Source organism: Mucilaginibacter sp., from assembly GCF_028288185.1.
GTDB lineage: Bacteria > Bacteroidota > Bacteroidia > Sphingobacteriales > Sphingobacteriaceae > Mucilaginibacter.
This window is the reverse complement of sequence record NZ_JAQBOF010000024.1, coordinates 90,419-102,384: the sequence shown is the minus strand read 5'-3', so window position 1 is coordinate 102,384 and position 11,966 is coordinate 90,419. Positions and strand designations below refer to the sequence as shown.

Annotated in this window: 8 protein-coding genes; 5 read left to right on the top strand and 3 right to left on the bottom strand. The window is 44.2% G+C overall.

Translation table 11 applies throughout. The features are described from left to right. A partial coding sequence (locus JWQ34_RS09585; RefSeq protein WP_299356910.1) for a thioredoxin-like domain-containing protein occupies positions 1-1,060 on the bottom strand: 1,060 nt, incomplete at its 3' end. A gap of 198 nt (positions 1,061-1,258) precedes the next feature. Between JWQ34_RS09585 and JWQ34_RS09580 the strand changes: the two genes are divergently transcribed. From JWQ34_RS09580 to JWQ34_RS09570, 3 genes are all read left to right on the top strand, one after another. Then, positions 1,259-2,035 carry a succinate dehydrogenase cytochrome b subunit gene (locus tag JWQ34_RS09580; RefSeq protein ID WP_299356908.1) on the top strand — a complete coding sequence of 259 codons (777 nt, stop codon included), beginning with the start codon at positions 1,259-1,261 and terminating at the stop codon, positions 2,033-2,035. A 158-nt stretch (positions 2,036-2,193) separates the two neighbouring features. Continuing rightward, positions 2,194-4,128, top strand: coding sequence for a fumarate reductase/succinate dehydrogenase flavoprotein subunit (locus JWQ34_RS09575; protein ID WP_299356906.1), 1,935 nt, complete (start codon positions 2,194-2,196; stop codon positions 4,126-4,128). Between the two features lie 11 nt (positions 4,129-4,139). Then, the gene (locus JWQ34_RS09570) at positions 4,140-4,919 is read left to right on the top strand and encodes a succinate dehydrogenase/fumarate reductase iron-sulfur subunit (RefSeq protein WP_299356904.1); all 780 of its coding nucleotides are present in this window, start codon (positions 4,140-4,142) and stop codon (positions 4,917-4,919) included. 526 nt (positions 4,920-5,445) lie between these two features. Here JWQ34_RS09570 and JWQ34_RS09565 read toward each other — a convergent pair. Continuing rightward, on the bottom strand, positions 5,446-5,763 hold the full coding sequence (locus tag JWQ34_RS09565) for an SHOCT domain-containing protein (protein WP_299356902.1): 318 nt from the start codon (positions 5,761-5,763) through the stop codon (positions 5,446-5,448). A gap of 181 nt (positions 5,764-5,944) precedes the next feature. Between JWQ34_RS09565 and bla the strand changes: the two genes are divergently transcribed. Next, positions 5,945-6,811 (top strand): subclass B3 metallo-beta-lactamase, encoded by an 867-nt coding sequence (gene bla, locus JWQ34_RS09560; protein ID WP_299356900.1) that lies wholly within the window; start codon positions 5,945-5,947, stop codon positions 6,809-6,811. Positions 6,812-6,989: 178 nt separating this feature from the next. Here bla and JWQ34_RS09555 read toward each other — a convergent pair whose 3' ends face one another. Beyond that, a complete protein-coding gene (locus JWQ34_RS09555) occupies positions 6,990-8,972 on the bottom strand; it encodes a glycoside hydrolase family 97 protein (protein WP_299356898.1) in 1,983 nt (660 codons plus the stop codon). Positions 8,973-9,171: 199 nt separating this feature from the next. Between JWQ34_RS09555 and JWQ34_RS09550 the strand changes: the two genes are divergently transcribed. Next, positions 9,172-11,862, top strand: coding sequence for a PQQ-dependent sugar dehydrogenase (locus JWQ34_RS09550; RefSeq protein WP_299356896.1), 2,691 nt, complete (start codon positions 9,172-9,174; stop codon positions 11,860-11,862). The last annotated feature ends 104 nt before the right edge of the window (positions 11,863-11,966 follow it).

Genomic DNA, 11,966 nt, shown 5'->3' with positions numbered 1-11,966 from the left:
ACAGAAAATAAGCCGGGATACTTTTAATGCCCCACGTCGCGCCGTTTGGCGAATCGTCACCTTTAAGATCTGAGATCTGGGTCCAGTCTGTTTTATCCATGTTAATTGCTGCCTGCCATCTCTCTTTATCAGTATCAAAAGAAACGCTCACCACGTCAAACCCTTTAGTTCTTAATTGCAGCAGCTGCGTTTTTATTTGCTGATGGTTATCACGGCTTGATCCATTGCTTGAGCGCCAAAAATCAAGCAGAATCAGCTTTTTCTTTAACGCCTTAATATCAAGTTCTTTACCATCGGGAGTGGTGCCGGCTATCTCGGGCGCCGGGCTGCCGGGCGCCAGTTTGCTTAAGTCTTTTAATTTAGCTTCCAGCTCTTTACCGTCAGCGCTGTTTTGGGCGGCCGGGCTAAATTTTTGGAACAATTTATAATAACCCACCGGGTCATTTTGATAATCAAGCGCTTTAAGCAGGTGGGCGGCTATTTCATTATCAGGATATTTAGCCATAAACGCGTTAAAAACATTCATCTCATCAACCTGGTTGGCTTTCAGCTCCTCTGTTTGCAGTTTACTAATGGTATCTATGTCGGTACTTGACCTTATGTTGGTGTCGTCTTTATTTACACCCTGCATTTTATTGTTTATGGTGATTGCTTTTTGGCGGGCTTCGTGCCTTAATGAATCCCTAACGGCGTTATAGGCAGATAGCTGTGTCTGTATTTCTGAGGATGAAGTAATGGCCGGGTAATCATTTATTTTATCCTGATCGATATTTATTTTGTATGTGCCGGCCTCCAGATAAACCTCGATCTCGCGCGAGCCGCTTTTGGTCGCTTTTGATGAATAAAGCATTTTGTAATATCCCGGATCCTGCAAATAGTACTTGATGGCAAACTTCCCGTTTTCTACATCGGTTTTTAACAGGGTGGCCTTTGCTTGGTCCCTGATAATAATGTTACCGTATGTTACGCCGGGTGCTGTGCCCGTAATGTCTATATCGCCCTGCGTGCGTTTACAAGAGGCAAACAAAAATAACAATAGGATAAAGCTGATATACTTCATAGCGAAATTAGTATTAGGATGCCCCTAAAGTACAATTATTTAAATTTAGCCGCAAAAGCAGGTTGAATATTAACAGAAAAAATACACTTCTTTTAGATTGTTTCTAAATAGTCAATTGCCTTATAATTAATAGAAACCATTTATATCTTTTGGCTTTTAATAAATACTTTTGCCTAAATATTCATTTACAATAAACTAATGAGCGAAATTAAACAAACCTTTAACTCATCGCTGGGCAAAAAGCTTATTATGGCTTTAACAGGCTTGTTTTTATGCACCTTTATTATAGTGCATTTGGGCGGTAACCTGTTTTTATTTAAAGATGATCAGGGGTACGGGTTTAACGTATATGCCAACTTCCTTACACATTTCCCGCCGATAGAAGTTGTAGCCTATTTGCTGTACGCATCTATATTGGTACACGCGCTTTACGGATTGGTACTAACGCTAAAAAATCGTAAGGCTCGCCCGGTGGCTTACGCAGTACAAACCAAATCGCCGGCATCATGGTCGTCAAAAAACATGGGGTTATTGGGTGCTATCCTGTTTTTTTTCATCGTGGTACACATGGGCGATTTTTGGTACAAATACAAATTTACCCATAGTGTTGGCTACAAAGAATATCGCACAAACGTGCTAACCAACCAAACCACCGTTACCGATTTCGTCCCTGCCGACCCAACATTCGAACACTCATCAACTACGGTTAATGATGTAGAGATAGTACGTGTTAAGGACATACACACTTTGGTATCAACCAGCTTTCATAACATCTGGTACCTGATACTATATGTTATTGCAATGGGTACGTTGGCGTTTCACTTGCTGCATGGTTTTCAGAGCGCGTTCCAAACGCTGGGGTGGACGCATCGAAAGTATACCCCCGTGGTCAGGTTTATTGGTACCTGGTTCTTCGCGATAATTATACCTGCCGGATTTGCATTGATGCCGATAGTATATTATTTTTTTAAATAATTAGATAGGATCAGGATACAAGAGTCAAGAACCAAGACGCACGGTATTTAGATTTGAAAGAATTAAAAGTTAAACAAACGCAAAAAGGAAAGACGAAAAGAACATCATCAAAACATCTTGATTCTTGTCTCTTGATTCTTGCCTCTAAATAACAAAACATGAGTTTAGATGCTAAAATTCCGCAGGGCCCATTAGCCGAAAAATGGAGCAAGCATAAATTTAACTTAAAGCTGGTTAATCCTGCCAACAAGCGTAAATACGACGTAATAGTTGTAGGTACCGGTTTAGCGGGTGCGTCAGCAGCAGCATCGCTGGCCGAGTTGGGTTATAATGTAAAAGCATTTTGTTTCCAGGATAGCCCGCGCCGTGCGCACTCTATTGCTGCACAAGGTGGTATAAACGCTGCCAAAAATTATCAGAACGATGGCGACAGCGTTTACCGCTTGTTTTACGATACCATTAAGGGCGGCGATTACCGGGCCCGCGAAGGCAACGTTTATCGTTTAGCCGAAGTATCGGTAAACATCATAGATCAGTGTGTTGCACAAGGCGTACCATTTGCCCGCGAGTACGGGGGCTTGCTGGATAACCGTTCGTTTGGTGGTTCGCAGGTATCGCGTACGTTTTACGCGAGAGGCCAAACAGGGCAACAATTATTATTAGGGGCTTACTCGGCTTTAAACCGCCAGATCCATAAAGGTAAAGTTAAAATGTACACGCGCAGCGAAATGCTGGATGTGGTTACTGTTGATGGCCAGGCCAAAGGTATTATTACCCGCAATTTAGTTACAGGTGAGATAGACACCCACACCGGCCACGCAGTGCTATTATGTACCGGCGGTTATGGTAACGTGTTCTACTTGTCGACTAACGCTATCGGGTCAAACGTTACGGCGGCGTGGCGCGCGCATAAACGCGGCGCGTTTTTTGCCAATCCTTGCTATACACAAATACACCCAACTTGTATCCCCGTTACCGGCGATCATCAGAGTAAGCTAACGTTGATGTCGGAGTCGTTACGTAATGATGGACGTGTTTGGGCGCCAAAAACAGTTGAGACTGCTGAGAAACTTCGCAAAAAAGAAATCACTGCGGCACAAGTAGCCGAAGAAGACCGCGATTATTTCCTGGAACGTAAATACCCCTCATTCGGTAACCTCGTTCCGCGCGATGTGGCCTCACGTAACGCCAAAGAAATGGTTGACGATGGCCGTGGTGTAGGCGGTTCGGGCTTTGCGGTTTTCCTTGATTTTGCCGATGCGATTAATCGGTTAGGCCAGGAAGCTGTTGCTGCCAAATACGGCAACCTGTTTGATATGTACTATCAAATTACTGATGAAGACCCTTACAAACAACCTATGCGTATTTACCCTGCCGTGCATTACACCATGGGCGGCCTTTGGGTTGATTATAATTTAAGCACTAACGTACCGGGCCTATATGCCCTTGGCGAGTGTAACTTTAGCGATCACGGTGCAAACCGTTTAGGTGCCTCGGCATTAATGCAGGGATTGGCCGATGGTTATTTTGTTATTCCGTATACTTTAGGCGATTACCTGGCTTCTATCGGCCCAAAACCGGTTGATGCCAGCCACCCTGCTTTCGCAAAAACCAAACAGGATGTTGTCGATCGTATAAACACTTTATTAGCCCTAAAAGGCACCAAAACGGTAAACGAATATCACCGCGACCTGGGCCATATTATGTGGGAATACTGCGGCATGGCCCGTACCGAAGAGGGACTAACCAAAGCCAAAGGATTGATACAGGCCCTACGTGCCGATTTCTGGAAAAACGCGCTGATTGTTGGCGCAGGTGATGAAGTAAACGCCTCGCTTGAAAGAGCAGGTCGTGTAGCCGATTTCCTGGAACTTGGCGAGCTAATGGTTGATGATGCCCTGATGCGTAAAGAATCATGCGGCGGCCACTTCCGTTTAGAATCACAAACCGAAGAAGGTGAAGCTTTACGAAATGACGATGTGTTTGCATTCGTAGGTGCATGGCAGTACAAAGGCGATAACCAGCCGGAAGAATTACATAAAGAAACATTAGATTTTGAATTTGTTCACCTAACACAAAGGAGCTACAAATAATGAGCGGAGCGATGAACTTGACACTAAAGGTGTGGAGACAAAAAGATGCCAATTCAACCGGCAAAATGGTGACTTACAAGGCCGAGAATATCTCGCCGGATATGTCATTTTTAGAGATGCTGGATGTGGTGAATGAGAGCCTTACCCTTAAAGGGGATGAGCCTATATATTTCGATCACGATTGCCGCGAGGGTATTTGCGGTATGTGTTCGTTATATATTAATGGCCGTCCGCATGGGCCAAAACGTGCCATTACCACCTGCCAGCTGCACATGCGTAGCTTCCATGATGGCGAAACTATTACCATAGAGCCATGGCGCGCGGCATCTTTCCCTGTTATAAAAGATCTGACTGTCGACCGCTCGGCGTTCGACAGGATCCAGCAGGCCGGTGGTTACGTATCGGTAAATACCGGTGGCGTGCCCGATGCTAATATTATCCCTATCCCTAAAGTAATTGCTGACGAGGCTTTCAACTCGGCCACCTGTATAGGTTGCGGGGCTTGCGTGGCAGCATGTAAAAATGCTTCAGCTATGCTGTTTGTATCGGCTAAGGTATCGCAGTTGGGTATGTTGCCGCAGGGCCAGCCCGAGCGTTGGAGCCGTGTGCAAAGCATGGTTGCCCAAATGGATGAAGAAGGCTTTGGTAGCTGTACCAATACTGGCGCCTGCGAAGCAGAATGCCCCAAAGAAATTACGCTGACCAATATATCACGCATGAATAACGATTTCTTCAGCGCCAAACTTTTCCGCGAAGAAAAAGTGCATGACCATAGTGGCGGCGGCGAATAACGAGATTTTAAACTTACAACAATTGAAAAGGCCTGGGATATTTCCCGGGCCTTTTTTGTGTTTGGCGATGGCAATTAATTTAACACGGGTATAAAGCTAATTGCCGGTAGTAAAAAACACCATTTTTCGGGTATCAACCCTTTTGCCGGTAGTAAAAAAAGCCTCTTTTCGGGTATCAGACGTTATGCCGGTAGTAAAAAGTGGCATTTATCGGGTATATGGCGCTATACTGGTAGTAGTATTTTAATCTATATAATTGATAATCAATATTATAAATAAAAGCCTTCAAAGAACTAAGCAAAAAATGTATTTGAAATATTTGTGCTGATTTACGGGTAAACAGCAAGCGGCGGGTTTACTCAAAGATACGAAAATTTGGGGAAAGGGGCAAGGGATGGATTTAGTTGCAAACTTCGGACGGAGTGGAATAATATTAAAACTTACAACAATTGAAAAGGCCCAGGAGTTCTTTCGGTCCTTTTTGGTTGCATGATGTTCTTTATTTAGTATCAACAAAAGTTCCTGATCATATTAACTTCTGCTTCAACCGCTCGTATTCCTCATTGCTGATGGCATTACTGGCACGCAAAGAAGCCAACTTCTGTAATTCATCAGCAGTAGAAGTATTGATCTGAGTTGAAGGTGTTGGCTTTTGAGACATTGCCCGTAACATAGCCATATCTCGTTTTTCATCATCAAGGCTTTTGGAACATAATACAATGACGAGGCCTATTACAGATAGAAATAAGCCTAAGAAAAACCCGGCAACACCCCCTATTTTACGATTAGATCCTATAACAGCGCATATTATCGCCATAAATAGCCAAATGAATGCAATTCCCATTTTTTTGATAAAGTTTAATTATTAAATCTATCTACTTAATTTGACAATAGCAAATAGCTTATTGAAAATCAGAAATTTACTCGCTATCCGAAGCTTGTAACTACGTGTGGCGGTGATATATTTGCTTTGTAAATAGCGAGGAGTTATTTAGCCCCTATTATCAATATTTAATTTGCATCCCATGAAAAAACACCTATTCCTCATCACCCTGTTAGCTATTCACTATTTAGCCTTAGCCCAAAAAGTAACCGAACCTTCTACAACCGCACGCCCTGAATGGTCCAAACCTTACCCGCCTTTTCAAATTGCAGGCAACCTTTATTATGTGGGGACTTATGATCTCGCTTGTTACCTGATCGTGACCCCGAAAGGTAATATATTGATCAATACCGGGCTGGCGTCATCGGCACCTATTATCAAAGCAAGTATTGAAACATTGGGGTTTAAATTTACCGATACCAAAATTCTTTTAACTACACAGGCACATTACGACCATATGGGTGCAATGGCGGCCATAAAGAAAATTACCGGTGCCAAACTGATGGTGGACGAAGGCGATGCCGCTGTAGTTGCCGATGGCGGCCGCTCTGATTATGCTTTAGACGGCAATGTAAGCCCTTATGCACCTGTAAAGGCGGACCAGCTATTACATAATGGCGATACTGTAAAACTAGGCGGCATGGCGTTAGTTATGCTTCATCATCCGGGGCATACCAAGGGCTCATGCAGTTATTTGTTTGATGTGAAAGATAAAAAACGAAAATACAGGGTGTTAATAGCAAACCTGCCTACTATAATTACCGACAAGAAATTCTCGGAGATCCCTGCCTATCCTAATATTGCCAGGGACTATGCCTATACTTTGGCAACAATGAAAAAATTGACATTCGATATTTGGTTGGCATCACATGCCAGCCAGTTTGGGCTTTATGGTAAGCACAAGCCTGGCGCTGCATATAATCCGGCAGCTTTTATAGATAGGAACGGGTATGATACGCAACTAAAAGACTTGCAGGATCAGTTTACTAAAAAAATAAACGGCAAATAAAGCCAGCGGGGATAATAGTCCGAATTGCAAACTTCGGACAGCGATGAGGTTAGGCATATATTCGAGAGTCTCATTTGTTTATTGATATTATGGATAATAACATGCAAGATGTAAAAGCTGCCGTTGATTACGTCAATCAGATAGCCGCTAAATAAAGCTGTTGTCTCCTAATTATCATTTATTCTTTAACCAATCGCATAACCTGCCCGCCGCCGGCAGCTATTGATACATCTATTACAGCCTTATTATTAATGCTTTGGGTTGTTTTTGTTAAATGGTCGGGGGTTTTGGCAACATCGGGCGCATCCCGGTATAGTTCGACTTTGTAGGTTCCGGCAGGCAAAAAGTCTAGGTTAATTTTTAACGTGCGTGCCTGGCTGTTGTTAATAGTGCCAACGTACCAATCATCCCCATGACGGCGGACGATGGTTAAAAACTCGCCGGGTTCGCCGTTTAACACTTTGGTTTCATCCCAAACGGTAGGTACGTTTCTTACAAAATCAAACCCCGGCTGTCCCTCATAAGCTTGCGGATAATCGGCAACCATGTGCAAGTAGCTTTCCATTACCACATACATGCCCAGCATGTGGCAGCGGGTACCTATCATCAGGGGTTTTATAAATTGTGTTTTAAATTCTGATGACGGAACGGCCCTAAATCCGCCCAGGTGGTAGTCGGTTGGCCCGGCCAGCAGGCGGGTATAGGCAATGTCCAGATCATGCTCCGGCGTTAAGCCCGCTTTTAGCCATTTGTTGTTTTCGTAATTATAGCTGCCCTCGCGGGTAAATTCATTAGGGTAAGTGCGGCTTAGCCCCGTTGGCTTATAAGCCCCGTGAAATTGTATAAACAAATGGTGTTGTGCGGCTTTCTGTAATATCTCTTCCTGTATTTTCACCATCAGCTGGTCATCACGATCCAAAAAATCAACCATCATGCCTTTTATGCCCCATTTTTCAAATTGGGTAAAGGCATCCTCCAGTTGCGGGTATAGCGCGTGCCAGTTTACCCACACGTGTATGCCTACTCCTTTTTGTTTAGCGTAATCGCAGATCTTTTGCATGTCTAACGAAGCAATGGGTTTGGTAACGTCCGAGTAGGTGCCCGGCTGCCCATATCCCGGCCAGTTGTTGCTGTACCAGGCAAATCCCCCATAGCCAATTACCGAGTGATATTCGATATGGTTACGGGCGCAAAAATCAATGTAATATTTATTAAACTCAAAATTTGCGCCGGGCATTATCGATGTGTCGGGCATTACATCACCGTTCCACCAATGGAAGGACGTTTTACCTGGCTTTATCCACGATACATCTTTTATTGTTGATGGCTCGTTCAGGTTGGTCAGGATGTTGGATTCGATCAAAGCCCCTGCCCGGTCACTGATCATCATCACCCGCCATGGGGTATGGTGCGGGATAATGGCTTTAACCTTAATTGCCTGTTGACCTGGCAATGGTGATAATTTGCTAATCAACCCGCCGTTATGTTTGCCCAGATACATGCCTGCATAATCGCGCAGGTTAGCCTCGGTAATGGCCATATAGATCTTACCGGGGAACTCAAACAATGCCGGCATATCCACCAGCGAAGTTTCTTTTAACTCGCTTAATGGCATTTTTTGATACAAGCCCTCGTGGCTGCTGGTATAGTTATTAAACAGCAAAACCCGCAACTTGGGGTCGCCGACTATATTAAATTCACTGTTCTCATCCGTCAGTGTATAAGCGGCCCAGTTTTTTTGTTCGGGAAATTCATATCTAAAAGCAACGCCATCGTTAAACACTCTGACCACTATATTAATGGTTCTTTTAGCCTCCGCGTTTTCTACAAACGGGATAATCGCCTGCTGATAATTGCTCACTACATGCTTGGTTTTACCCACCACCAGGTCGTATTGCTCGATTGCTGTTTTGTAGGTGGGCTTCTGCATTTTAAAGTTGGCAGAGAAATCGCCGCTGTCTTTAAAGGCCAACCCGAGACCCGAGTTTTGTATCAATAGTTTGTTTTTGTAGATAACCTGGTACACGGGCTTGCCCTTTACTTGCATTAACGAGACCCTGATATTGCCATCCGGCGATTTTAACGCTACGTTTTTCTGCGCAAAAAGAGGTTGCGCAACAAAGATCAAAACAAGCCAAAGCGGGTTCTTAAATAGTTTCATCGGGATGGAATAATTGGGTGGTTGTGCTAATGTATAAAATAGTTAAGTCCCCGCCAATAAAAACGCCTCAAAGTGCTATATTTCCCGCTACTGCATAAAAACATCATAACTATTCATAAATCAAGTAAAAAGCATTAATATTGAACAATAAACCCCAATAATACTCTGTTTAATTATTTCCTGTTTCTATTTACATGTCATGCATAAACGTTCTCTTTTATCAGGCTTACTAATAGCCTCCCTGTTTTTTAACGCCTCGGCACAAACGGCAGTTAAGCCTGATGATAGCCGCTTTACCAAAGTAGTATTGGCGCAGCGCATTGAAGAGCCTATGCAATTCCAGATATTAAAAGACGGAAAGGTGCTTTACGCCGAGCGTAAAGGAAAGCTAAAGCTATACAATCCTGTAACCAACAAGGTAAGCGTTATACATGAGTTTGCGGTAAGCACTAAATACGTAAGTAAAACCGGCGAGGTAAGCGAGGCCGAAGATGGTTTGCAGGGCGCAATACTCGACCCTGATTTTTACAAGAACCATTGGATATATGTTTATTATGCACCAGCCGGCAATGACCCCAAAAACACATTAGAGCGCTATACATGGGACGGTAATGGGCCGATAAATGCGGCATCGCGCAAGCACATAATGGATGTAGTGGTACAACGCTTTGAGTGCTGCCACGTTGGCGGGGGTATGGTGTTTGATAAAAACAAGAATCTTTATTTAAGTACCGGCGATAATACCTTCTCCCGCGCGTCTGACGGTTTTTCGCCATTGGATGAACGCCCTGGCATGTCTCCCGAAGATTCGCAAAAAGGCTCGTCAAACACCAATGACCTGCGCGGAAAAATATTACGCATACACCCCGAGGCTGATGGCACTTATACCATACCGAAAGGAAATTTATTTAAACCGGGCACACCTAAAACACGCCCCGAAATTTATACCATGGGCAACCGTAACCCATGGCGCTTAACTATCGACAGCAAAACAGGCTGGTTATATTGGGGCGAAGTTGGCCCGGATGGCAGTACGGACGATTTTGAGCATCGAGGCCCGCAATCATACGATGAGTTTAACCAGGCTAAAAAAGCGGGTAATTACGGTTGGCCATATTTTGTGGCCGATAACCTGGCTTATCATCATTATAACTTTGCAACTAAAGAGTCGGGGCCTGTTTTTGATGCAGCGCACCCGGTTAATACATCGCCAAACAATACCGGCATGACAGATCTTCCACCGGCAACACCGGCATTTATCTATTATTCAAAACAACCAAGTGCCAAGTTCCCATTAGTTGAGAGCGGGGGCGACAGCGCGGTTGGCGGCCCGATTTTCCACGCGTCTGATTTTACAGGTGCTGCTCGTCTTTTCCCGAGCTATTATGAGGGTAAATGGTTTATTACCGATTGGGTACGCGGCTGGATAAACGTAGTGAGTATTGACGATCAGGGCAACTACGCGGGTATGGAGCGTTTCCTGCCCAACCAGAAGTTGCATGGCCCTATTGATATGAAGTTTGGCCCAAGTGGTGACCTGTATGTATTAGAATATGGCAACGGCTATTTTAAAGATAACCCCGAGGCGGAGCTGATCCGCATTGAATATAATGGCGGTAACCGCAAACCGCAGGTACAGGCTTCTGTAGATAAAACTGCCGGTGCAGTACCATTAAAAGTTAACCTTTCATCAGCAGGAACAAAAGATGCAGATGAGGGCGACAAATTAAGCTATTCGTGGAAAATAACCCGCAATGGCGCGCCGTTTAAAATCATCGCGCAAGCAGACCCATCGGTAACATTTACCGCACCGGGCGTATACAAAGCATTGCTTACTGTTACTGATCTGAAAGGCGCTAAAAACAGTAAATCTGTCGTGGTTAATGTGGGTAATGAACCCCCTATTGTCAATTTTAACATTACATCCGGCAATTCAAGTTTTTTCTATCCCGGCAAAACCATTACGTATAACGTTAGCGTGGTTGATAAAGAAGATGGCAGTTTGTCAAACAAACGTATTTTACCTTCCAGGGTATCGATAAGCGCTAATTATCTTTCAGAGGGATATAACATGACGGCTATTGCCTCCAAACAAGGCAGTGTTGATGCGGGTGCGCAATACGCCGGCGCTGTTGCGCTTATCGCCAAAAACGATTGCAAATCATGCCATTCTGTTACCGAGAAAGTTTTAGGCCCGGCATTTACCCAGGTTGCCATTAAATACAAAGGTGACCCTGGGGCGCCCGACCGTTTGGCTAAAAAGATCATATCCGGCGGGTCTGGTAATTGGGGCGATGCCATGATGCCTGCGCACCCAACCCTTGCCGATGGTGACGCTAAAGCGATTGTGACTTATATATTAAGTTTGGCTTATCCGCATACAGCGAAATCATTGCCGGTTACGGGTACTTATACTACAATTGTCCCCCAGGGCTCAAACCCTAACGGCAGCTTTATTTTAAGGGCGGCCTATACAGACCGGGGTAACAAAACTATCGGCGCGCAAACGGGTGAGCAAACACTTGTTCTACACACGCCCACTTTACCGGTAAAACTGTCCAGCGAGGCAAGAGATGTAACATTTAGCGGCGATAGCACAATCGCTATTGTAAAAGCAGATGGTGCCTGGTTAAAATTTAATAAGATAGACCTTAGCGGCATTAAAGAACTGGAGTTTATAGGCCCAGGTAGGAATAATGCCACGAATGGCACCATTGAGGTGCATCAAGGTTCGCCAAAGGGTAACATCTTAGGTACATTCAGCGGAAATTTCGCATCAAAAAATATTAAAGTTGTATTGTCGGGAACATTTGGTATAAATGACCTATATGTTGTTTTTAACGGAACCCCGTTACGTCTGAACGCAATTAAGTTTAGTGGTGGCGAATAATTATAAATTTGATCATTAAACCGCTTGAATTTTTAGGTTTTGGCAGGAATAATGCCCAAGTGTCGCCATTTTGATACATAAATGGGCGTGTTAAGGTAACATCT

Bases quoted from the DNA above. Each gene is read 5' to 3' on its own strand.
- JWQ34_RS09580 (WP_299356908.1), top strand. From the start codon at position 1,259: ATGAGCGAAATTAAACAAACCTTTAACTCATCGCTGGGCAAAAAGCTT.
- JWQ34_RS09570 (WP_299356904.1), top strand. From the start codon at position 4,140: ATGAACTTGACACTAAAGGTGTGGAGACAAAAAGATGCCAATTCAACC.
- JWQ34_RS09550 (WP_299356896.1), top strand. From the start codon at position 9,172: ATGCATAAACGTTCTCTTTTATCAGGCTTACTAATAGCCTCCCTGTTT.
- JWQ34_RS09575 (WP_299356906.1), top strand. From the start codon at position 2,194: ATGAGTTTAGATGCTAAAATTCCGCAGGGCCCATTAGCCGAAAAATGG.
- JWQ34_RS09555 (WP_299356898.1), bottom strand. From the start codon at position 8,972: ATGAAACTATTTAAGAACCCGCTTTGGCTTGTTTTGATCTTTGTTGCG.
- JWQ34_RS09565 (WP_299356902.1), bottom strand. From the start codon at position 5,763: ATGGGAATTGCATTCATTTGGCTATTTATGGCGATAATATGCGCTGTT.
- bla (WP_299356900.1), top strand. From the start codon at position 5,945: ATGAAAAAACACCTATTCCTCATCACCCTGTTAGCTATTCACTATTTA.